Consider the following 21,247-nt stretch of genomic DNA (forward strand, 5'->3'; position numbering starts at 1 on the left):
GGTTGTCCCGCGGATCATGTCCAGGCGTCTCGCCAGATGATCACCCGGGGACCTAAAGATGCGCTTTATCGGCTTTATATTATTTATTCTGCAGGGATAAATATCCTTGCCCGGGATACCACGCCGGGCGTGCCTCCCGCAAGTCGCCGCAGGTGTAGGCCCGCGCTCCCCCGACGACCACCTCTTCCGGGAAGACCGCTTCAAGCCCTTCGAACGGTGACCAGCCGCACTTTGCATGGAGGCATGAAGCGTCGATGCGGGTGATCTCGTCCGGGTAGAGGGCAAAGTCCGCCCGGTCGCCCGGCTCGAACCCTGCGCGCTGGATGCCGAGGATGGCGGCGGGTTTCCACGACGTCTTCTCGATCACCGAGATGAGGGTGATCCGCCTCCGGCGCACCGCCGCCATCAGGAGCGGCACCATCGTCTCGACCCCGGGGATACCGGAGGGAGCGGTCTCAAAGGGCACACCCTTCTCGTGGAGCGTGTGCGGGGCGTGATCGGAGGCGACTACATCTATCCTGTCCCAGCACGACCATAACTCTCGCCGCGTCTCCTCGTCCCTGAGCGGCGGGTTCACCCGGGCCCGGGTGTCGTCCGCATCAAACATTCCGTGCGAGAGGAAGAGGTGGTGCGGCGTCGCCTCCACCGTGCCGCGTGCGGCCCTGACTGAGGCGGCGGTGCTCGCGTGGCAGAAGTGGAGCCTTATTTCGGCCGGGGCAAGGGCCGATACTGCCCGCACGGCCTGTGCCTCTCCGGCACCGGAGCGTGCGCTGTCGTGTTCGGCGAGTGTTGCCGGCGCCCGGTCCGAGACCTCCTCGGCGTGGACGGTGACGAGTCCCCCGAGGGCATGGATGCGGGTAAGCAGCTCCTTGAGGGTTTCAGGGTCGAGCCCCTCGCCATAACTCGACGGCGCCGCGAAGGTCTCGCCGAACGCCATCGCGCCGGCGTCCCACATCCCGGTAAGATCGGCGTCCGGCACAACGCCTGCGTTCACCGCAAACCCGCATACGGCCTCTTCCTCCGCCTCGCAGATACGTGCCCGGAGGAGTTCGGGCGTGGTTATGGGGGGGATGGTGTTGGGCTGGTCGACGACGACCGTCACCCCGCCGGCGACCGCGCTCATCGTGCCCGTGTGCCAGTCCTCCTTCTGTGCCTGCACCCCTCCCCGCATGTGCACATGCATGTCGACCGCCCCGGGGAGGCAGGTATGTCCTCTACAGTCGATCGTCTCGTCGGCACGCACCGGTGCGCCGACGTGCCGGACGATACCGTTGGCGACGACGATGTCGGCGCGCCGCCCCGTCGGGAGCGTCACGTTCCGGAGCACGATATCGGCGGTCATCTGTAGCACGTCTCCAGGTCGTCGCGGGTCGCGTAGTACACCTCGACCATGTAGGCGGGGTGGTAACGCGTCTTCGATTCGCGGAGCCCGGGAACGCCCATGTCGCACTCGCGGTTGACGTAGCGGTAGCGGTCCCGGAGGGCCGCCGCCGTCTCGGTCGTGATCACCTTGTAAATGCCCGGGTAGGTCTCGGGAAGCGCCTTCTCGAAGTGGACGACCGCCATCTCCTCGTTGACCCTGCCGACAACCGATATCGCCCCGATGGTTCCGCCGATCCGTATGATCCAGCCCTCGAGGCCGATAGCGAAGAAGTGGTTCACGGCAAAGAGGATGGCCTCTTTCTCGGCGGCAAGAACTGGTTCGGAGTCACAGTCCCGCCACTCGCACCAGACGACCAGGAACTCCCAGACCTCATCGATGTTGTCTTCCGTGATCTTCTCGACTGTATACGCATACTCCCGTCCGAACCGGTTGACCTGGCGCCGGATGGTGGCGTAGCCCTTCCCGGCGAGGTCGGCGAGGGCTTCGGTCCGGTAGATGTAGTCGAAGAAGTTCCGGTTTGCACGGAGGGGAAGGGCCGGGTAGAGTTCCCGGAGCCACGCTTCATTTGCCGGGTCGAGGACCCACAGGGGCGTGTCACCGCCTTCCCTCACCGCGAGGTCGACGACGTCCCCGACCAGTTCCGGGTTTTTTGGGCCGATCGGCATGCGAAACGCCGTCACGCCGTCGATGGTGCTCGAGAGGACGATCGACCCTTCGACCTCTACGAAACGGTAGTCCGCGTAGTGGTTCCAGCAGACCATGTTCGCGAACGTGTTGTCGCTGTGCACCTGGGGGAACTGCCGGTAGTGCTCCCGGAAGAGGTCGCGATCGTCCAGGCTCACGGGCTTGAAGTCGGCCAGTTTCACATGCTTCACCTCCTTTCCGGGTACCACCGCATGGGTGTGTGCCCTTCCATCCTCTGGAAACCGAGCGCGGTGTAGAACGGCTCGGTCCCGGGTTCGGCGACGAGGCCGACCCAGGCGACACCTGCAGACGTACAGTAATCGAGCAGCGCAGATAAGATCATCGTTCCGACGCCCCGGCCCCGGTAGCCGGGGAGGACGACAAGGTCCTGGATGTAGCCGTCCGAGACCCCGTCCGAGATCACCCTGCCCATGCCGACCGCTTTGCCGGTCGCCCGGTCGACGGCGACGGCAAAGGCGAAACTCCCCACGATGAGGGCGGCGAGACCGGCAGGGTCCCATCTCTCGTTCCACCAGCCGCCCGCCCGGTAGAGGTCGGCGATCGTCTCCACGTCCCAGACGTCCACCAGGCGCACCTCGATGCCTGCTTCCTCCGTCATCGTAGACTGCCTCTCCATAAGACTGCTCACGGTGTTATTGTATATGACAGGCGCGGGTCACCCGGGATGGCAAAAAAGGTGGTGTCATCTGCTAGCAGACACGCGGGACCGGGTCGCCGATAGGCGGTTCGATGAACCGTTCTCCACCGATGGTGGTCCGCATGACCACGTGGGAGCCTTCGACGACTTCGCCGACGATCGCCGCGTCCCGCCCGTAGGGATGCGAGCGGAGCGCTGCAAGGACGGCCTCTGCATCAGTGGGCGCGACCCCCATGATGACTTTGCCCTCGTTCGCCACCTCGAGAGGATCGAGGCCGAGCATGCCGGCAGCGCTCCGGACGCTCGTCCGGAAGGGAAGGGCCTCTTCCTCGATGACGACGCCGACACCGCTCTTACCTGCCATCTCGTTGATGGCGTTTGCAAACCCGCCTCTCGTCGGGTCTTTCATGGCGTGGATATCCCCGGCGTCGAGCGCCCGCTCGACGAGTGGCCAGAGGGGGGCGACGTCGGACTGGATCTGGCCGCCGAAGTCGAACCCCTCCCGGTGGGCCATGATGGCGATACCGTGGTCTCCGATGGTGCCGCTGACGATGATCGCATCGCCGACCTGGAGGCCGTTGTCCCGCACCACCCGCTCAGCGACGCCGATGCCGGCGGTGTTGATGACGAGGGCATCAAGCGCGCTCCGCTCGAGCACCTTGGTGTCCCCCGTGACGAGGTTTGCTCCGCACTCGCCGAGGGCGGCGTCCATCGACGCGACGATCCGCTCGAGGTCGGCGACCTCGAAGCCTTCGGGAATGACCATGCCGCACGAGAGCGCGATCGGCCGCCCGCCCATCATCGCGAGGTCGTTGATGGTTCCGCAGACGGCGATCCGCCCGATGTCCCCGCCGGGGAAGAAGATCGGCGAGACCACGTGGTTATCGGTCGTAAAGACGATGTTCTGGCCGTTTAAGGGGATGACCGCGCCGTCGTCCAGCGACTCGAGCCCTATCCCGCCGGCGTTGTTGTGCTCGAGGTTGGTGATGACGCGCAGGAGCTCGCCCATCACCTCGCCGCCGGCACCGTGCATGAGGTTGACTTTCATTCTTCGTCCACTTCTATCTCGATATTGGTGACTACGATCTCCATTCCTGCAACGACTTCCGGGAGTTTTCCGCACCGGGGACAGACAAACCGCTCGTTCCCCTCGTAGCCGCAGGAGCAGCGGGTGCGTGCCTCAACGTCCCGGCACGAGAGCCGGGCGTTCGGAAAGAGCGGGTCGTCCTCGATGATGATATTGAAGAGGAACTCCACCTGTTCGGGGTTTGCTATCGCCATCTTGCCGACGTCCACAGAGACGCACGTCACTTCTGTCGCGTTGTTTTCGATCGCTGCCCGGCGGGCGGTCGTGTAGATGTCATAGGCGATGCTGTACTCGTGCATCACTCCTCCATCGCAGCGTAGACCTGCCTGAAGACTTCCCGGGTCTCAAGCCCCTCCTCTCTGCTGAGGCGCTGGATGGCGAACCCGACGTGGACGAGCACGAACTCCCCGACCTTTACGTCGACGAGGTCGAGCCTGACCTCCTGCTGGAGGTCCCCGAAATCGACGACGCCGATGTTGCCCTCTTTGATCTCGAGTACCTCAGCGGGCATTGCAATACACATGACTTCTCTTCCTCTCTCCTGTTGTTTTGTCCGAATGTCAAAAAAGGTTGACCATGCTGCACGGAGGACCCCGGGAACAGCCGTTCCGGCAGGCGCGTTTCCCCGGTTCCTCATATTCTGGTATTATTACTCGGTCCGGAAGAGTAAAAAGATATGTTTGTCCCCGGTCTCGGCCCCTGGGATGGTGGTGGGCAGGGCCGGCCGTGGTGCGCCGCTCGCGGTTGCCGGCCCGCGGGCGTTGCGGCGTTTGTGCTCCGAGGTGCCGGTGTGGGGGTTGTCAGGTTGGTGTGCCCGGGAAGTCGTCCCACAAGTACCACGTGGTTGAAGATTCACAGGGTTCTGAATGCGATTAAGAGCGCTCATAACGAATTGAACTATCTCCTGCATCAAATTGCTGAAATGGCTTCCCATTGGCTATCGCCACGCACTGCCCCCGCCCCGGCGGGGCGGGGGAGGAGCGCGAAGCGCGGGCGGGGTGGGGGTTATAGATCGGTAGTGCCTCACGAGACAGGGGAGGGGGGATGCTCCCCCCTCGAAGACCGAAGGTCTTCTCATGCTCACTACGTTCGCACCTCGCACCTGACGGTGCTCAAGCTCGCTACGTTCGCACTCCCCACCTGACGGTGGTCGAGCTCCGGGCGTTCCGCCCATCGCACTCCCCGTCAGCCCCACCCCCTATGGCGATATTCCCACGGTCCACTGTACGGGGATCGCTTGGAAAAATTGTATTTAATCCCTCTCTGACCCGTACTGAGAATTCGCAGACATGATGTATGCAAACCCGCTGGACATAATTCAGCCGTCCAGAGCGCAGAACCCCCTTACCCTTCCTGTATAAACACCCCCTCCACCTCAGCCCGTGGGTAATGCCTGCCCCTGACCCGTATCTGCCAGCGGTGCGTCCGGACCGAGACCGCCGCGAGCGGTGCGAAGAGGTCCGCGGTTTCGGCTTCGGTGAAGTAGTGGGTGATGATGCCCTCGCCCCTCCGGAAGGTCTGCGGCTCCGTCTCCACTCCCTTCCCGGCGCGCATATCCTCGACGGAGAACCCCCGGAAGAAGAGCGTCCCGCCGGGCCTGAGCACCCGGCAGACCTCGGATGCTACGGCCTTCCGGCCCGAGAGAGGAAGGTGGCCGAGAATATGGACCAGGAAGACGGCATCGAACGATTCCTCATGGAACGGCAGGCACCGTGCATCGGCAACGGCGAGAGAGGCCGACGCTGTCGCCGGGTGTCGCCGGGCGAGAGCGACGGCATGGGGAGAGCTGTCGACCGCGGCCACGCACGGGAACCGCCGGACGAGTGCCGTAAGAGTCTTGCCGTTCCCGCAGCCGACTTCAAGGACGGCGGCGCCGGCAGGGAGATCCGGGAGCGGTGCCGGTGCTCCGCCCCAGAGGTTTCCCCGCCTCCGGTAGTCCTCGTCCCAGGCGGATGAATGGTCGGTCACTGATCAGAGGTCGCGCTGCCGGGGAATAATAGTTCGTGCAGGCGTGGCGCCGGTCCCCGGAATGGACCCATAATCCGAAGTGTCGGGTCCCGGCGAAGATTTTTTTCCCTGGAGAGAAGAGACGTATACTATTGTGGACCTCCCGGACGCCGTTACAATGATACTGGCCCTCATGTTCTTTACGGCCATACTGTTCATCCCCTCCCCGACACCGCTGGACGCCGCCGGTCCAGATACGCCTGATCCCGGGCAACCGCAGCCGGTCGCCGCTCAAAACCTCTCCTCCGTTCTCACCGGAGTCGAAGAGCGGCTCCAGGACGGCCATCTTTTGAACTTCACACCCGGCTCGCCTGCCATCCCCGATGAGAGCGAGACCGCCCCGCAGGCTGAGAACAGCACCCCGCCCGTCGTTGAATACGATGACGACGAACTTGTCCAGTTGGTTGAAGAGAACAGCGCCTCACTCATGCTGCTCTCCTTGCAGAACACCTATGCTCTCTATGCCTGGGACGAGAAACTGGCAAAAGAGAGTGCCGCAGAGCTTCTGACATTTGCAGCGGGTCTTCTCAGGCAATCGGCAGCGCTGGACGTGTCAGACGACGGGGAAGCCCTGAAAACCTCGTTTATCACCGCTCTTGAGTCATATGAAGCTGCCGGCCGGATGCTGCAGGGAAACACTCCCCTCAACAGCACGATGGTGGATAACGCTCTCGAAGCGAACTGGCAGGGATCGAACCATCTCCGTGAGGCGTTCGGATACCTGCAACGCCCGGCGCTGAAGGCCCCGGCGGAGATCGTGGCGATCAATCTCTCCTTGCCCCCGATCTCCGCCGGGTCCGAGTCCGGGGAAGAACTGGCACTCATGCAACGCTACGTCTACGAAGACCGTACCCGTGCAAACGACATCTCGCTGATGCTGGAGTCGGCGAGGAGCATCAGCGTATTCTACCTTTTCGATGGGAAGGGCAGCCTGGTTACGGCAGAACCCGGGAGGATGTTCCTGCTCGTTAAGGTGAAAGCCACGAATCTGGGTCATAAAGGGGATAGCAGAGTGTACACGATACGGACCCCGGACCCTCGTGATTTTACTCTCCGGTATCGCGGGACAACCTACTCCCCGATAACACTGGCACCGGAGACGTCGCTCGGCGAGCCGTATGCCGCGGTGAGGCTGAACCGGTATGAGGTAAAAACAGGGTATATCGTCTTTGATGTTCCGGTGTCGCTCACTCTCGATGAATGCACTATCCAGGTGAAACTTGACGGTGCTTCTCCCGTCTGGGCGCTCGGCAAGACGGTATGACCGGTTTTCCTGCACCGGTTCCCCCCGCCGCCGGGCTGCCCTGATCCCGGCAACCCGGGATGGTGCCATGCCGACGTGCAGGTAGTTCCCATCACAACGAATATCCGTTTTGTACGCGAAACGTTAACCTGTGGCGATGAGGGGTTCTCACGCAAAATTACTGCTTGCAGCCGGCTTTATTGGGGTGATCCTCTCCACTGTTCTCCTCTTCCCCGGAGCATGCGCTATGCTCTTCCCCTTTCTGCCGGTAGAGGGAGGTGATGATCCCGGGAACGCATCCCCTCTTGGGGTGCGGTCGGGAACCAATACGACCCAACTCTTCGAACCGGTCAGCGGCGACGAAAGATTGGAGTCATTGATCGCCGGAGCCGGTATACTCCTCCTGGAGGTCTCCGGCGAGCAGATCTATTCCATGCACAACTGCGACGACGCGGCAGTCCGGAACCGGGCAGCCGATATGACTTCGCTTGTGGAAGGCTACCGTGCCGAGGCTGCGGCCCTTGATGTCTCTCCTGGTATGGCGCCCGCATATGAGCATTTTATTGTTGCGCTCGATGAGTTTGCCGCAGCCGGCACCCTGCTCAACGGGAGCACCCCCCTGAACCAGAGCGTGACGGACGATGGACTGCTCCACCTTGCTTTCGGGATCGGACACCTATCCGAAGCCCTGGAGGCCTGCAACCTCTCTCATGCCGAAAGTCCGCAAACCCCTACCGTTCTGGTGGGCCTTACCGAAGAGCCTGCCACTCTGTTTCCCGACGCTCTGCAGGTCGGGGAGCGGTTCAGTTACGAGGATACGCGCAAAGAGAACTCAGCCTCGTTGATCATCGACTCGATAGCGTGGTCAAACGCGTTCCACACTACCGGGACGCAACGGGTGCAGTATACTGCTGAGCCGGGGGAATTATACCTTCTGGTCACTGTTCAGGTGGCGCACCTCGGCCATAGGGGAGGGAGTTCGAATACCCTCATCCAGACTCCGGATGAGAGCGCGTTTCTTCTCCACTACGCCGGTGAAACCTACCGTCCATTGAAGGTGCCCGGGCCGACCACCCGGGGAGGGCCGTACTCAAAGGTCCGTCTCGACAGGCTCGAGTCCATGGATGGTTATCTCTTCTTCGAGGTGCCGGATGACCTTGACCCCGCCCTTGCATATCTACAGGTTAGCGTTGGCGGAGAGCGGCCGGTCTGGTTCCTTGGCGGGAAACTGTGATCTCCTCACGGTAATCCCGCCCCTTATCCTTGCAGCTCCCTCTGCCGCACAAACCGGAGCGATGCCGAGTTCATGCAATACCGCTTACGGGTCGGCGGCGGCCCGTCATCAAAGACGTGGCCCAGGTGGGCGTCGCACCGCCTGCAGAGCACCTCGATCCGGCTCATGAGGAACCGGTTATCGAGATCCGTTCTGATGTTCAAGTCCGACACGGGCTCCCAGAAACTCGGCCAGCCCGTCCCCGACTCGAACTTCGTCATCGAGGAGAAGAGATGGTTGCCACAGCAGACGCAGACGTATAAGCCGTCCTCCTTGCAGTCCCAGTACTTCCCGGTGAAGGCCGGCTCCGTGCCCTCCTTGCGGGCAACGGAGAACTGTTCCGGCGTCAGCTGGCGCCGCCACTCCTCATCGGATTTGACGACCCTCTCGACCTCCTCCACCTCTCCCGTTACGGCATTCAAGACCTTCACGGTCCCGACGGTTTCTACGCTCTCCCTGCTCATCGGCACTCCTCCCGGTTTCGGCCGGCTCCTTATCCGGAGAGCATATAAATCGTTCCCCGGCCCCTGCCGGGCGGCGGCCCGGCGGCCGGATGCGCTTGCGTATCCGTTATATACCCTCCGGTCGATGAACCATCATGCAGGATGTCTCTGGAAAGAGCATTACGATCCTTCTGCTCCTCGGCTGCCTCGCCGGCGCTGTTGCCGCTGCAGGCTGCACGGGGACCTCTGAGGTCTCGGGAATACGTACCCCGACCCCGGAGGCGACGCCGGCTGCTCACACCACCTACTCGCCTGCCGGGCCGCAGCCGTCGTTTTCGACCACCGTCACTGCACCGGAGAAGCATCTGCGCACCGACGGGTCCTGTTACTGGATCGTGACGGGGACGGTGACCAACACCGGCGATGCGCCCGCAAGAAACGTCGTTATCCGGTTCATGCTCGTCGACGACGAGAGTAACATGATTCGGTCGACCGAGACCGTTCTCGCCCCCCGGTTCCAGGCGGGCGAAACGAAGATATTCACCATCGACCCGCTCCCCGGTGACTGCGACCGGCAGTATCATGCCGAACTCACCGTCACGCACGACATCCCGTGAGGCTGCGGGCGAGCGTATCCGGAGCGGACGCATGAACACTGCAAACGAGGAAAACAGATGAAGATACTTGGGATTAACGGAAGCCCCCGCGCCTCAAAGAGCCAGACGCTCCGGCTTGTCCAGGCAGTCCTCGACGGGGCGGAGAGTGCCGGGGCCGAGGTGGAGCTCGTGGATGTTGCGAAGCTCCAGATCGAGTACTGCAACGGGTGCCTGGTCTGCTGCGAGCGGGGAGAGTGCGTCAAGAAGGACGACTTTGCCGGGTTGTACCAGAAGATGCTTGAAAGCGACGGGATCGTCCTCGGGTCGCCCAACTACATCGACTCGGTCACCGCCCAGATAAAGACCATGCTTGACCGGATGGCGGACGCTATCCACTGCCAGATGTTTCTTGGGAAGTACGGGTGCGCCGTCTCCACGGCGGGCGGCTCCGGAGCGGATGACGTCGTGGCCTACCTTAACGGGGTCCTCCAGACCCTGGGCGCGAACACCGTGGGCGGTGTCGGCGTGGTTCTCGGGGGTGACCCGGAGACGATCGTGCCTGCGGAAGGGAGGGCCTATGAACTCGGGAGGATTCTCGCAAAAGCCATCGAGAACAAGGAGACATACCCGGAACAGGAGAAGCTCCACGCCGCGACGCTCGAGCGGATGCGGGCGCTGGTCACGGCGAACAAGGACCGCTGGCACCACGAGTACGACTACTGGAAGGCGGCCGGGCGGATACCCTAGGCTGCCTCCTCTCCTTTCACGCGGATCTCATCGATGATCCGCTGCAGCCCCTCCCTGGCCTCCGGCCGCCCCTCTTCGAGCGCCAGTTCGAGTTCGGCGAGCACCGCATTGCCCATATCGATCAGTGCCCTTTCCGCGCGTTTTCTGACCCCGAGAGCGTCGTCCTGGAGCGCCTGGATGAGGGGGGCGATAGCTTCCTCCCCGCCTATCCGGGCAATGGCCCTGACGGCGTTTGTCCTGACCTCGAGAGACGGGTCGGAGAGCACCTCAATGAGCACCGGCAGCGCCTCAGCGCCGGCCTGTTCTACCTCTGCCCACCGGTTCAGTGCTATGAGATAGAGGGCCTGTTCCTCGGCGGTCTCCGGCTCCCAGCCTCCTGCTTCCAGCGCTTCGGCGACCCCTGCCCGGAACTCCCCGTCCGTGGTGCGGAGCGCTTTGACGAGGTGGCTCCGCATTGTCTGCCCCGGGTCTTTCAGGGCCTCGAGTGCGGCGTACCTGACCCGGTCGTCCATATCGTTGAGCGCCAGGACCAATGGTTCTATAGCACGAAGGCTCCCGATATACCCGAGCGACCGGGCGGCGGCAATCTTGACCGTCTCGCTCCGGTCCTGCAGTGCCAGCGCCAGAGGCTCTATCGCCTGCTTGCTCCCCATATACCCCAGCGCCTCCGCCACGGCTGCCCGGACCTCACTATCGGGTTCCTGGTGCAGGGAGCCGATCAGGGCTTCAATAGCCCTTTTGTTCCCGATCTTACCCAGGTTACGGGCAGCAACAAGCCGGACGAACCGGTCGGTGTCGTTCAGGGCATCCATGAGCGGCGTGACCGCCGTCTCGCGCATATCACCAAGGATACTGGCGGCAGCAGTCTGTATCTCCGGGTCCTCGTTCCTGAGCGCATGGATGAGGCCTTCCACGGCGGGGCGTCCCATCATGATGAGGTGTGTGGCGGCGCCGAGTTGCGTGTTCCACTCCTTATCCTTGAGCGCCCCGATGAGGGTATCTATCTGCTCCCGGCCGGACTGTTCAAACGCCTTCCTGTCCTCCTGTCGGGTGGTTCTCTTCTTTACGGTGCGCTCTTCGTCCTGGACCTGGCTGCCGAGCGCCACCCGCCACACATCTATCACCTGCCGTTTTCTGAGGGCGGCCATCGCTTTTGCCCTCACATCTTCATCCTCATCCTCAAGGGCAAGCCGCAGGACGTCGCCTGCCCGCGTATCCAGCATCTCCCAGAGGGCATCGATCGCCGCAAGACGCATCTCCTTACTTCCTTTTTTCAGCACCAGAGCGAGCGGTTCAATTGCCAGGGAGCCGAAGTCACCCAGGGCCCGGGCAACGCTCCACCGGACTTCCGGGGCAGCATCCCCCAGGTGCTCAATGAGAACCGGGATTGACTCGGTCGCGCCGATGAGCCCTATCGCCTTCGCCGCTGTCATCCGGACAACCGGCACCGGATCGGAGAGCGCCTCCTCAAGCGGCCTGAGCGCATCACGGCCGAATTCAACGATGGCGTCCGCCGCAGCGACCCGGACACCGTGGTACCTGTCGGCAAAAAGGTGGATGAGCGGCCCAATCGCACGGCGGTCACCGATGCGGCCGAGTGAGTGGGCGGCGGCGATTCGCACGTCTTCCCTTGCATCACGGAGCGTCCGGATCAGCGCATCGACGGCGCTCCTATCCCCGAGTTCACCGAGCCCCTCGGCGGCGGCGATGCGGACCCCGTAGTAGGGGTCGCTCAACGCTTCAATGAGGTACCTGACTCCCTCCTTCCCCATGCCCTGGAGCGCAGCGACTGCGGCTTCCCGGATGTTGTCGTCGCCGCTCCTGAGCGCTTCAAGGCATTTTTCAAGCGGCGTCTTTTCGGGGAGCGGCTCCGGGGGTTCCGGCGGCTCCACAGTCTTCGTCGGAATCTCCGGGATCTCCGGCTCCTGGACTTCCTGTTCGGCCCGAAGAGCAGGCCGCTCCTCCTGTTCGGCCTCGCCGGTCTCGATGATCTCCTGCTCGAACTCGAGCGGAATGAGCTGGTCGAGCGGGATGGCGCCGGACGGGGCAACCGATGTTTCGGCCATCCGCCGTGCCTTGACCCGTGCCCACGCCGCCTCCGCCTGCTGGCTCTCCTGGATGAGGTCTCCGAGGCTTGCGGCCACCTCGGGCTCTTTAGCCGCCTGTTCTGCCGGCTTTTCAGGAGTTGCCTCCTCTTTTTTGGGTGGGGGTGAGGGTTCTTTGATCTGCCTGCCCGGTGCATACCCCGGACGCCTGAACTTCTTCTCGAACCGCCTCTGGATGGCGAGCCCTTCTTTGAGTTCCTTCTCGTATCGGGAAGAATCTTCCTGCACGGGCTGGTTCCGGGACAATTCTTCCTGGCGCTGCCGGATATACTCGAGGGCGCTCTGCGCCCGCTGCTTCCGCGCGGGGTCTTTTGCTGAGGCTTCCATATGCAGGGCACGGAGCGCAGGCGGCCCCAGTTGCCGCAACGCTTCGCACGCACCGGTGCGGACACCGGAATACTCCACCCCGAGAGCCTGGATGAGCGGCAGGATGGCCGGTCTCCCCATCCGGACAAGGTCCATCCACTGCTCCCTTGCAATCAGGTATGCTGCTCTCTCGAGGTCGCTTCGCGGCACCCAGCCCAGCCGCCCGAGCGCCCATGCCGCCTCCATCCGCACCTGGTGGTGCGGGTCGTTGAGGGCATCGGCCAGCGGGGGTTTCGCCCGGTCGTCACCCATCTCCCCGAGCGCCTCGATGGCGCGTACGCGGACATCTATCCGGGGATCTTTCACCGCTTTGATAAGCTGCGGGATAGCCCGCGAATCGCGGATCTTCCCGAGGGTTTGAGCCGACTCGCACCGTATCCAGGCGTTTTCGCTCGCCAGGGCTTTGAGGAGGATCGGGACGGCCGCTCCCTGGAGTCTGGCAAGTTCCGTCCAGTCTTCCCGGAGGTAGTAAAACTGCACCTTCTCCTGGAGACCTTCAGGTGACCATCGCATTGAGGCGAGTACGTTTGCGGCCTCTTTTTGCACCGACGGGTTGCTGTCACGGAGCGCTTCGGAGAGGGGCATGAATGCCTTCCTGCCCATCCCCTGGAGAGCGATCACCGTAGCGCGCCGGATCACCGGTTGCTGGTGGTGCAGTGCAGGCAGCAGTGCCTCGACCATCGGGTCGCCTATCTCCGCGATTGCGCGGGCGATGGATGCCTGCAGAGCAGGGCTTGCCCGGAGAATCAGGGCGAGGAGCAGCGGGATGGAAGGGGTTCCGGCTGATGCGAGGGCTTCGGCCATCCGCTCCCGCGATACCGGGCGGGCGTCCTCGAGCGCTGTGAGAATATCCGGAATGGCGGGGACCCCGAGGGCGGCAAGCGCCCGCGCCGCATCAGCACGGTTTCCGGGGTCTTCGCTGTCCAGAACTGCAGCCAGGCCGGGGTAATCCTTCGCCTGCCGCAACCCGTCAACGTTCGCCCGGGGTTTGTTGAAGAATGCCATGCTGTTCTGCCGGAGAATGAGTTTCGGAGTGCTGTTTCGTCGGTTCCTCGTGGATTGAGAGTATGTTCTCTATCTGTAGCCAATAAGTATTCGATTTCAGGTCCTGCGGGGCACCGCGGCCACAAACATGATCTGTCCATTCCGTTCGAGGCCTCTCTCAACCAGGCCCGGCCGATGCGAATCTTTATCGGTGCGGGACCGGTATACGGAGACTCCATGGTCAGGCTGGATATCACCCGGCTGCCGGGTATCGTGAAGGAACTCGCGCCGGATATGGAGGAACTCGTCTCCCGGATATACTCCTGGTACGTCGAACCCGGACACCTGGTCTTCCCCGAGGCGATGGAAGAGTGGGTGCGGGAGAAGTACGGCGATATCGAGACGCAGCAGATCGTCAGGGTGACCAATAACCAGACCGGCGAGAGCACGCTCTTCAATTCGGTCAGGGCACGCCGTCCGGTGTTGACGCCCCGCGCCGAGGAGACGCGGGACCTTAAGGCGCTTGCCGAGGGGGGACCGTTCGCAAACCCCCTCGAGGAGACGCCGGCCGACACGTTCGGGAGGATCGACGGCGACCACTGGATCACCGCAAGCAACATCGCCAAATACGATTACCTCCACGCCGTCATCATCGCGAAGGATACGAACCCCTACATCACCACAGAGCCGCAGATCGCCGATATGATCAGCGTGGCCATCCGCTGGTGCCAGGATGCGCACCGGACAGATCCCCGGGCGGTCTACCCCTTCGTAATCTGGAACTTCCTCTGGCGTGCGGGGGCGAGCGTCGTGCACAACCATGCCCAGGTACTGCTCACCCGCCGTCCCTATGCCGCTCCGGAACGGCTTGAGAAGGCCCGGGAGGAGTACCGGTGCCGTTACGGGAGCGAATACTACGACGACCTCTTTATGGCCCACACCGTCATCGGCCTCGGGCTCGTCTACAAAAACGCCCGGGTCATGGCGCACCTCACCCCGAGAAAAGAGCACGAGGTTGTGATACTCACGCAGTCGCCGCACGATCTCGCTCCGGCACTCGCAAAAGTGCTCGAATGCTACCAGAACATCGGGGTGCAGAGTTACAACGCGGCGGTGTATCTGCCGCCGCTCGGGGAAGAGGGTTACTCCGTCGCGTGGGTGGTGGACCGGGGCGACCTGCATTCCCGGACCTCGGATATCGGGGGGATGGAACTCTACGCGGGGACACCCGTGGTCTCATCGGACCCGTTCCGCCTGATGGAGCATCTTGCAGCCGTCATGCTGCCGTGAACGGGCGGTCAGCAGAGGACGGTGTCCTGGTTCGCGAGTTTCCGGTACACGCCTTCCATCCGTTCCGCAACGCGGCTCCACGGGAACTCCTTCTTCACTTTGTCGAGCCCCTCCCTGCCCATGGAAAGCGACTTCTCGGGGGAATCCGCAACCCGGGAGAGCCCTTCGGCAATCGAGTCCGGGTGCGGCCGCACCTTGACCCCGTCGGTCCCGTGCTCGATGTTCTCCGAGAGCCCGCCGACGTCGGACGCGACGACGCACCGGCCGGCGCTCCACGCTTCGAGGAGCACAAGCCCGAACGGCTCGTTCCTGCTCGGGATGGCAACGATATCGCTTGCATTGAGGAGCGAGACGTAGTCCGTATCGTCCAGCCGTCCAAGGAAACGGATCGGAAGCGACCGGGCCCGGGTCTCGAGGCCCCGGCGCATCTGCCCGTCGCCGATGAAGGCGAACTGGCCGTCGGGGTGCTTCCGGAGGAGATGGGGGGCGGCATCCACCAGCATGTCGGGCCCCTTCTGCCATGCGAGCCGTCCGACGAAGAGTATTAGAGGAGAGTCCGGGTCAAAGCCGTAACGCTGTTTCACCGCCTCCGGATCGACGTCCGCCTGGTAATGGGCGGGCACGATGCCGTTATGGACGACATCGATCTTCCAGTCCGGGATGTCGTAGAGGCTCATGGCCTCCTTTTTGAGGGTCGAGGAGACCGCGGTTATGTGTTTGGCAATCGATGCGCCGGAATGCTCGATCTTTGATATCTCCGCAAAAGGCCATCCGGTGCTGAAGGTGTTCCCGTTCCTCCCGAACTCCGTCGAATGGTAGGTGAAGATGGTCTCCCTGTCCCGGAGCCGGCGGAGCGCGTCGACCACGTGCCAGTCGTGGAAGTGCAGGAGGTCGAACGGCTTTGCGTCGAACTCGCTAAAGCGGTCGAGCATCCCCCTGCTCATATCGGAGCAGTACCGGACGATGTCCTGTCCCGCCGGCCGGCAGTAGTGGTACCGGACGCCGTTGACCTCGGCGTCCTTTCCCTCACCCCGGGTGAAAAAGTGCACCTCGTGTTCCCGTGCCAGCGTCTCGGCGAGATTTGTTGCCGCATTTGCGAGCCCGCCGACCCGCTCTGCATACAGCGATTCCCAACAGAAAAATGCTATCTTCAGACTTTCCATAGTATTCTCCCTGACAGATTGAACCGGCTCCGCCGGTTCAGGCACGAAGTCCCGTTGCAGGCCCGGACGACCGAGATCGTGTTCGCACCGGGCGGTCGGCATACTTCTCCGCAGGCGTCACGGCTGATGAAAGATCGGATCGATCGGCCTGCAGCCGTCGCGCTCCATACTCCTTGAAACCTGATATACCTTTCCAGGATTCTCCAGAAAATGCCCAAAATGGAATTTTCTCCGCAATTTTACGGGGGATGCGGCAGGTGGCCGGTCAGGGGGAGGAGCGCATCTCTTTGAGGCGCCGCTCGAGGCTGGCGCTGTGTGAACCCATCCAGTAGAGTTTCCGGCACGCGGGGCACCACGAGAACTCCTTTCCCCGGGCCGACCGCGGAGCGTAACGCGTCTCCCGGATCTCCCGTGCGGTGGCCGGCCGGAGGCGTGTGTTGCAGAGCGAGCAGCGGCTCATCCGGATCCGGGGCTCGATGAGCCCGAGGTCGGCAACCTGCTGGATCTGAGCCATGATCTCTTCGGATTCGATGTAGACCGCCTGCGCACCGCCCCGCCGTGCGAGTTCGCGGTCCCGGGTCAGGAGGAGCCGGCCGTCCTGTGTGGCGATCTCGAGGAGGAGCGTGTCTTCCCGGGAACTCCCCGGGGAGAGGCTGTTTGCGCTCATGGTGTCGTAGCCCATGAACCGGAGGTAGCGGGTGAGCGTCCCGAGCATCCTGTCGGTCAGGAACCTCTGGCGTTCACCTGATCTCCGAGACATACTCGATGCGCCCGCCGCATTCTGTGCAGGTATGGTCGTCAAGCCCCGTTATCCGGACGGCGTAGCCCGACCGCTCGATGACCGGGCTGCCGCAGGCGGGACAGTAGGTGTTCTCGTAGGGGTGGCCCCCGACGTTGCCGAGATACGGGTAGTGGATTCCGAGCTCTTTTGCCCGTTCGTAGATCTTCTCGAGCGTCCTGACCGCGGTCGGCCTCGCGTCCAGCATCTTATAGTCCGGGTGGAACCGGGTGAAGTGCATCGGGGTGTCGGGGCCGAGGTTCTCGAGCACCCACCGGATGAGCGCTTCCATCTCTTCCATCGAGTCGTTCTGCCCCGGGATGACCAGCGTGACCGTCTCGATGTGCATCCCGAGCTCCTTTGCAAGCGCGGTCGCGTCGAGGATCGGCTGCAGCCGTCCCCCGCAGACCTTCCGGTAGAAGGTGTCGGAGAACGATTTGATGTCGACGCGGAAGGCGTTGAGCATTCCCGCGAGCTCGCGGAGCCCCTCTTCGGTGATGTAGCCGTTCGTGACGTAGACGGTCCCGAGACCCTGTTGTCGCGCCAGCGTCCCCATCGCGAGCGGGTACTCGTGCCAGATGGTGGGCTCGTTGTAGGTCCAGGCGATGCTTGCGGAGCCGGACCGGATCGCCCGTTCCACGCCCTGTTCCGGGCTGATATCCCTGAGCGCTTCCATCTCCAGCGTCTGCTGGGAGATGTGCCAGTTCTGGCAGTGCGCGCAGTGGAAGTTGCACCCGATGGTGCCGAGGGAGTAGGAGAGGGTGCCGGGCAGGAAATGGTAGAGCGGCTTCTTCTCGATGGGGTCGACCGCTTCGGCGATGACCTTGCCGAATGTGGCGGCATACAGCGTGCCGCCGCGGTTGATACGGACGCCGCAGATACCCTGTTTGCCGTCCCGTATGGTGCACCGATGAGCGCAGAGCGAGCAGCGGACGGTGTTGTCCTCCAGTTTCTGGTAGAGTCGCGCCTCGTGCATATGATTACGGGTGAGGGGAAGCATGATATTTATGACTGTGGGCTACCGCTCACTCCGCCTGTCGTCTTCTTCGTCGTACTCGACGACCAGCGCTCCGCGATACCCACAGCGCTTGCACCGGTAGACACAGCCGGTACAGCCGCCGGTAACGACCCAGACATCCGCGGAACCGCATACAGGGCAGTGCAGCATCTTCACAACAGGTATATGAGTGATATTGGGGATAATAGTAGGGTGGAATGAAGAAGATCGTACTATCTCTGGGCGGCTCGGTTCTGGTACCTTCGCTTGAATCGAACAATATAAGCCGATACGTCTCTGTTTTGAAAAAGGTTGCCGAGAATTGTCGTATTTTCATCGTTGTCGGCGGCGGCGGGGAGGCACGCCGGTACATCCGGGTTGCCCGCGATCTCGGTGCCGGCGAGGCGGCGGCGGACGAACTCGGTATCATGGTGACGCGGCTGAACGCGCGCCTGCTCATCGCCGGACTCGGGGACGCGGCCTACCCGCGCGTTGCGGAGAACTACACGGAGGCGCAGGAGTTTGCACAGGCCAAAAAGATCGTCGTCATGGGCGGCATCACCCCGGCGCAGACGACCGATGCGGTCTCTGCGGTCCTCGCCGAGAGCGTCGGTGCCGACCTGCTCATCAACGCCACGTCTGTCAACGGGATCTACAGCGCAGATCCGAAGAAGGATGCCGGCGCGGTGAAGCACGAGCGTCTCACGCCGCAGGAACTCCTCGATATCATCACCGGGGCGAGGATGAATGCGGGCGCGAACATCGTGCTCGACATCGTTGCCGGAAAGGTCATCGAGCGGTCCGGCATCCCGCTCCTGGTGCTTGACGGCCGCGACCCGGAGAACCTCTACCGGGCGATCGTGGAGGGCGTATACTCCGGCACCGTCGTGAGCAGAGAATCTTCAAACCCCCTGCTGTCCTGAACCTCTTCTCCATCGGCAACTATTTTTGCCTGGCTTTCCAATGTATGGTGGTACGGGGGCAGTAGGGTAGCCTGGTCCATCCTAGAGCGTTTGGGACGCTTTGACGGCAGTTCGAATCTGCCCTGCCCCATCAGTTATGAACCGCGAGGCCGCCTGCGAGGCGTACCGCCGTCTTCTTGCGGAGTATCCCGTCGTCGATGACAGGCGTCATTTTCTCGACTTTTCTAACCCCTTCGAGGCGCTCATCCTCACCATCCTCTCCGCGCAGACGACCGACCGCGCCGTCAACGCCGTCCGCGACACCCTCTTCTCCCGCTACCCGACGCCGGAGGCGCTCGCCCGCGCGGAGCCCGAGGAGGTCGAGCCGCTCATCAGGACCATCGGGTTTCACCACACGAAGGCCCGCTACATCGTCGAGACGGCACGAAAGCTCGTTGCCGACTTCGGCGGCGAGGTCCCGCGGACGATGGAGGAACTGCAGTCGTTTCCCGGGGTGGGGAGGAAGACCGCGAACATCGTCCTCTCCCACGCGTTCGAGATCAACGTCGGCATCGCGGTCGACACCCACGTCCGCCGGGTCTCGAAGAGGCTGGGGTTCACCGACAGCACGAACCCCAACATCATCGAGCGCGACCTCGTGGCCCTCTTCCCCGAGGAGGCCTGGCGGGACATCAACTACCTCCTGATCCGCCACGGGCGCGCCGTCTGCACGGCGCAGAACCCGAAGCACGAGCAGTGCATCGTCGCGGACCTCTGCCGGTATTATAGGGAACTGCGGGGTGGGGAGGAGAAATGAGGGGGCCGGCTCGCGGTTGCGCGGGGCGTTGTGCGAACTGCTGTTCTCCGGAACCCCGCAAATCCCATCTCCACGGATTTTTCAGGCCCCTGTTCTCACTGGAACACCGCCTGGTATACTGGACCGTGGGGGTATCGCCATTGGGGGAGGGGCTGACGGGGAGGGGGGCCTGTCCCCCTCCCCTGTCTCCAAGTCGGAATGAATGTCTGTAACCCCCCACCCCACCCGCGCTTCGCGCTCCTCCCCCGCCCCTAGGGGCGGGGGCAGTGCGTGGCGATATCCCCTGGAAAGCCGTGCATGGGGACGGGCTCCTCGCAGCTATGATGGGTGTTCGAAAATTGAGTTAGCATCTGGCTTCGAATTGCGGTGTTATATTAGAACTAGAGCAGGAGGCATACCAGGTTCGGGTTTCGCAACCCCACCTGAAATCCGTGGATGGGATTATGCATTGTTGGATTTACAGGGTTATGTGAACCTGCCAGACTTCGTCACGCGATAAAGGGAGTGCAGGTGACCGGGTAGAGAACCGCTTTATTCAAACCCCCCCCCGATCAACGCCCGCGCGGCGAGATAACACCCGCCGGCCACGACCGCCGCCGCCGGGATCGTCAGTATCCACGCGACGAGAATCTCGCGGACCACTCCCCACTTGACCGCCGAGTAGCCGCGGGTTGTGCCGACGCCCATGATCGCGCCGGTTGCCGCGTGGGTCGTCGAGACCGGGACGCCGAACGCGGTCATCAGCGAGAGGACGCTCCCGGCGGCGGTCGATGCGGCAAACCCCTGGTAGGGCCGGATCCGCGTAATCCGGTTGGCCATCTTGTCGATGACGCGCCACCCGCCGAGGAGCGTTCCGAGGGATATGGCAAACGAAGAGGTGAGGATGACCCAGAGCGGGACGGAGAACTCGGTGATCAGGCCGCCGGCAAGGAGCATCGCGGTGATGATGCCCATCGCGTTCTGGGCGTCGTTGCTGCCGTGGCCGATGGCCTGCAGCGAGCCCGAGAAGATCTGGAGGTTCTTGAACATACGGGATAAGCGCCGGGGAGGATGGTTGCGGAAGATCCAGGTGACGACGGTGCCGAGGGCGAACGCGGAGAGGAATCCAAGCGTGGGGGAGATGACGATGAAGATCACGACCGCGAGGATGCCGCTGATCTTCAGAAACCCGGTTGCGATGGCGAGCGGAATTGCCACCGTCACCCCGATGAGCCCCCCGAGGAGGAGGTTCCACGGCTTGAAGTCACCTCTCCGGTATGCAACTGCGCCCGTGATGACCGCACCGAGGATCGCGCCTATGAACCCGTAGATGACGGTCTGCTCAATGACCACAAGCGACGGCCAGAGGATCGCCCCCGTTCCCGCGGCCGCAATCCCGGCACCGAGCAGCCCCCCGATCAGGGCGTGGCTGCTCGAGACCGGGATCCCGAAGAACGAGGTTGCAAGAACCCAGAGCACTGCGCCGGCCATGCCCATGAGGATCAGTATCGGCGTGAGGGATCCGGGATCGACGATCCCCCTGCCGATGGTTGCCGCAATCGCCGTGGTGAAGAGAAGAGGGCCGAGGAGGTTGAAGACCCCGGCAAGAAGCACCGCCTGCAGGGGCGTTAAGGCCTTTGTCGCGATGATGGTGGCGATTGAGTTTGCTGCATCGTTCAGGCCGTTTGCAAAATTAAAAAGTAGCGCGAGAAGGATGCCGAGGATGATGATCGGATCCATAGCG

At 62.9% G+C, this 21,247-nt stretch carries 21 protein-coding genes and 1 tRNA gene; 8 read left to right on the top strand and 14 right to left on the bottom strand.

Features of this window, described 5'->3' with window-relative positions; translation table 11 throughout:
- Window positions 1-79: 79 nt before the first annotated feature.
- From pyrC to HL657_RS10405, 7 genes are all read right to left on the bottom strand, one after another.
- A complete protein-coding gene (gene pyrC / locus HL657_RS10375; protein WP_317296745.1) occupies window positions 80-1,342 on the bottom strand; it encodes a dihydroorotase in 1,263 nt (420 codons plus the stop codon).
- The gene (locus tag HL657_RS10380; protein WP_317296746.1) at window positions 1,339-2,250 is read right to left on the bottom strand and encodes a DUF2156 domain-containing protein; all 912 of its coding nucleotides are present in this window, start codon (window positions 2,248-2,250) and stop codon (window positions 1,339-1,341) included. Before HL657_RS10380 ends, pyrC begins: the two co-directional genes overlap by 4 nt.
- A 5-nt stretch (window positions 2,251-2,255) precedes the next feature.
- A complete protein-coding gene (locus HL657_RS10385; RefSeq protein WP_317296784.1) occupies window positions 2,256-2,687 on the bottom strand; it encodes a GNAT family N-acetyltransferase in 432 nt (143 codons plus the stop codon).
- 91 nt (window positions 2,688-2,778) lie between these two features.
- Window positions 2,779-3,774, bottom strand: coding sequence for a hydrogenase expression/formation protein HypE (hypE, locus tag HL657_RS10390; protein WP_317296747.1), 996 nt, complete (start codon window positions 3,772-3,774; stop codon window positions 2,779-2,781).
- A complete protein-coding gene (locus HL657_RS10395; protein ID WP_317296748.1) occupies window positions 3,771-4,112 on the bottom strand; it encodes a hydrogenase maturation nickel metallochaperone HypA/HybF in 342 nt (113 codons plus the stop codon). Before HL657_RS10395 ends, hypE begins: the two co-directional genes overlap by 4 nt.
- Window positions 4,112-4,336 carry a HypC/HybG/HupF family hydrogenase formation chaperone gene (locus HL657_RS10400; RefSeq protein ID WP_011843868.1) on the bottom strand — a complete coding sequence of 75 codons (225 nt, stop codon included), beginning with the start codon at window positions 4,334-4,336 and terminating at the stop codon, window positions 4,112-4,114. Before HL657_RS10400 ends, HL657_RS10395 begins: the two co-directional genes overlap by 1 nt.
- A gap of 821 nt (window positions 4,337-5,157) precedes the next feature.
- The gene (locus HL657_RS10405) at window positions 5,158-5,781 is read right to left on the bottom strand and encodes a class I SAM-dependent methyltransferase (protein WP_317296749.1); all 624 of its coding nucleotides are present in this window, start codon (window positions 5,779-5,781) and stop codon (window positions 5,158-5,160) included.
- A gap of 133 nt (window positions 5,782-5,914) precedes the next feature.
- Here HL657_RS10405 and HL657_RS10410 point away from each other — a divergent pair, with 133 nt between their 5' ends.
- Together HL657_RS10410 and HL657_RS10415 are read left to right on the top strand one after the other, a co-directional pair.
- Window positions 5,915-7,084, top strand: coding sequence for a DUF4352 domain-containing protein (locus tag HL657_RS10410; protein WP_317296750.1), 1,170 nt, complete (start codon window positions 5,915-5,917; stop codon window positions 7,082-7,084).
- 130 nt (window positions 7,085-7,214) lie between these two features.
- Window positions 7,215-8,297 (top strand): hypothetical protein, encoded by a 1,083-nt coding sequence (locus HL657_RS10415; protein WP_317296751.1) that lies wholly within the window; start codon window positions 7,215-7,217, stop codon window positions 8,295-8,297.
- A 23-nt stretch (window positions 8,298-8,320) separates the two neighbouring features.
- Here the strand turns inward: HL657_RS10415 and msrB are convergent, their stop codons facing one another.
- Window positions 8,321-8,800, bottom strand: a complete 480-nt coding sequence (msrB, locus tag HL657_RS10420) for a peptide-methionine (R)-S-oxide reductase MsrB (RefSeq protein WP_317296752.1) — start codon at window positions 8,798-8,800, stop codon at window positions 8,321-8,323.
- A 134-nt stretch (window positions 8,801-8,934) separates the two neighbouring features.
- Here msrB and HL657_RS10425 point away from each other — a divergent pair, with 134 nt between their 5' ends.
- Window positions 8,935-9,396, top strand: a complete 462-nt coding sequence (locus tag HL657_RS10425; protein WP_317296753.1) for an FxLYD domain-containing protein — start codon at window positions 8,935-8,937, stop codon at window positions 9,394-9,396.
- A 57-nt stretch (window positions 9,397-9,453) separates the two neighbouring features.
- Complete coding sequence (locus HL657_RS10430; RefSeq protein WP_317296754.1) at window positions 9,454-10,122, top strand: flavodoxin family protein; 669 nt, start codon at window positions 9,454-9,456, stop codon at window positions 10,120-10,122.
- On the opposite strand, the gene HL657_RS10435 is transcribed toward HL657_RS10430, so the two are convergent.
- On the bottom strand, window positions 10,119-13,598 hold the full coding sequence (locus HL657_RS10435) for a HEAT repeat domain-containing protein (protein ID WP_317296755.1): 3,480 nt from the start codon (window positions 13,596-13,598) through the stop codon (window positions 10,119-10,121). The genes HL657_RS10430 and HL657_RS10435 overlap by 4 nt on opposite strands.
- Before the next feature lie 216 nt (window positions 13,599-13,814).
- Between HL657_RS10435 and HL657_RS10440 the strand changes: the two genes are divergently transcribed.
- Window positions 13,815-14,867: a hypothetical protein gene (locus HL657_RS10440; RefSeq protein ID WP_317296756.1), complete on the top strand. Its 1,053-nt coding sequence runs from the start codon at window positions 13,815-13,817 to the stop codon at window positions 14,865-14,867.
- A gap of 8 nt (window positions 14,868-14,875) precedes the next feature.
- Here HL657_RS10440 and HL657_RS10445 read toward each other — a convergent pair whose 3' ends face one another.
- From HL657_RS10445 to HL657_RS10460, 4 genes are all read right to left on the bottom strand, one after another.
- Window positions 14,876-16,030, bottom strand: coding sequence for a glycosyltransferase family 4 protein (locus HL657_RS10445; RefSeq protein ID WP_317296757.1), 1,155 nt, complete (start codon window positions 16,028-16,030; stop codon window positions 14,876-14,878).
- A gap of 265 nt (window positions 16,031-16,295) precedes the next feature.
- Window positions 16,296-16,790 (bottom strand): Mut7-C RNAse domain-containing protein, encoded by a 495-nt coding sequence (locus HL657_RS10450; RefSeq protein WP_317296758.1) that lies wholly within the window; start codon window positions 16,788-16,790, stop codon window positions 16,296-16,298.
- Window positions 16,771-17,784, bottom strand: a complete 1,014-nt coding sequence (amrS, locus tag HL657_RS10455) for an AmmeMemoRadiSam system radical SAM enzyme (protein WP_317296759.1) — start codon at window positions 17,782-17,784, stop codon at window positions 16,771-16,773. The genes HL657_RS10450 and amrS overlap by 20 nt, the downstream gene beginning before the upstream one ends.
- A gap of 42 nt (window positions 17,785-17,826) precedes the next feature.
- Window positions 17,827-17,982 (bottom strand): ZPR1-type zinc finger protein, encoded by a 156-nt coding sequence (locus HL657_RS10460; protein ID WP_317296786.1) that lies wholly within the window; start codon window positions 17,980-17,982, stop codon window positions 17,827-17,829.
- Window positions 17,983-18,023: 41 nt separating this feature from the next.
- Between HL657_RS10460 and pyrH the strand changes: the two genes are divergently transcribed.
- The 3 genes from pyrH to nth all read left to right on the top strand — a co-directional run bounded on the left by pyrH (window position 18,024) and on the right by nth (window position 19,524).
- Window positions 18,024-18,728: a UMP kinase gene (gene pyrH, locus HL657_RS10465; RefSeq protein ID WP_317296760.1), complete on the top strand. Its 705-nt coding sequence runs from the start codon at window positions 18,024-18,026 to the stop codon at window positions 18,726-18,728.
- A gap of 55 nt (window positions 18,729-18,783) precedes the next feature.
- Window positions 18,784-18,858 (top strand) — tRNA-Pro (locus HL657_RS10470).
- Between the two features lie 6 nt (window positions 18,859-18,864).
- Window positions 18,865-19,524 (top strand): endonuclease III, encoded by a 660-nt coding sequence (gene nth / locus HL657_RS10475; RefSeq protein WP_317296761.1) that lies wholly within the window; start codon window positions 18,865-18,867, stop codon window positions 19,522-19,524.
- Between the two features lie 531 nt (window positions 19,525-20,055).
- Here nth and HL657_RS10480 read toward each other — a convergent pair.
- Complete coding sequence (locus HL657_RS10480; RefSeq protein ID WP_317296762.1) at window positions 20,056-21,243, bottom strand: inorganic phosphate transporter; 1,188 nt, start codon at window positions 21,241-21,243, stop codon at window positions 20,056-20,058.
- Window positions 21,244-21,247: the final 4 nt, after the last annotated feature.

Source organism: Methanoculleus nereidis (assembly GCF_032944295.1).
Classification (GTDB): domain Archaea; phylum Halobacteriota; class Methanomicrobia; order Methanomicrobiales; family Methanoculleaceae; genus Methanoculleus; species Methanoculleus nereidis.

Bases quoted from the DNA above. Each gene is read 5' to 3' on its own strand.
- pyrC (WP_317296745.1), bottom strand. From the start codon at position 1,342: ATGACCGCCGATATCGTGCTCCGGAACGTGACGCTCCCGACGGGGCGG.
- HL657_RS10385 (WP_317296784.1), bottom strand. From the start codon at position 2,687: ATGACGGAGGAAGCAGGCATCGAGGTGCGCCTGGTGGACGTCTGGGAC.
- hypE (WP_317296747.1), bottom strand. From the start codon at position 3,774: ATGAAAGTCAACCTCATGCACGGTGCCGGCGGCGAGGTGATGGGCGAG.
- HL657_RS10395 (WP_317296748.1), bottom strand. From the start codon at position 4,112: ATGCACGAGTACAGCATCGCCTATGACATCTACACGACCGCCCGCCGG.
- HL657_RS10400 (WP_011843868.1), bottom strand. From the start codon at position 4,336: ATGTGTATTGCAATGCCCGCTGAGGTACTCGAGATCAAAGAGGGCAAC.
- msrB (WP_317296752.1), bottom strand. From the start codon at position 8,800: ATGAGCAGGGAGAGCGTAGAAACCGTCGGGACCGTGAAGGTCTTGAAT.
- HL657_RS10425 (WP_317296753.1), top strand. From the start codon at position 8,935: ATGCAGGATGTCTCTGGAAAGAGCATTACGATCCTTCTGCTCCTCGGC.
- HL657_RS10430 (WP_317296754.1), top strand. From the start codon at position 9,454: ATGAAGATACTTGGGATTAACGGAAGCCCCCGCGCCTCAAAGAGCCAG.
- HL657_RS10435 (WP_317296755.1), bottom strand. From the start codon at position 13,598: ATGGCATTCTTCAACAAACCCCGGGCGAACGTTGACGGGTTGCGGCAG.
- HL657_RS10440 (WP_317296756.1), top strand. From the start codon at position 13,815: ATGGTCAGGCTGGATATCACCCGGCTGCCGGGTATCGTGAAGGAACTC.
- HL657_RS10445 (WP_317296757.1), bottom strand. From the start codon at position 16,030: ATGGAAAGTCTGAAGATAGCATTTTTCTGTTGGGAATCGCTGTATGCA.
- HL657_RS10450 (WP_317296758.1), bottom strand. From the start codon at position 16,790: ATGTCTCGGAGATCAGGTGAACGCCAGAGGTTCCTGACCGACAGGATG.
- amrS (WP_317296759.1), bottom strand. From the start codon at position 17,784: ATGCACGAGGCGCGACTCTACCAGAAACTGGAGGACAACACCGTCCGC.
- pyrH (WP_317296760.1), top strand. From the start codon at position 18,024: ATGAAGAAGATCGTACTATCTCTGGGCGGCTCGGTTCTGGTACCTTCG.
- nth (WP_317296761.1), top strand. From the start codon at position 18,865: ATGAACCGCGAGGCCGCCTGCGAGGCGTACCGCCGTCTTCTTGCGGAG.
- HL657_RS10480 (WP_317296762.1), bottom strand. From the start codon at position 21,243: ATGGATCCGATCATCATCCTCGGCATCCTTCTCGCGCTACTTTTTAAT.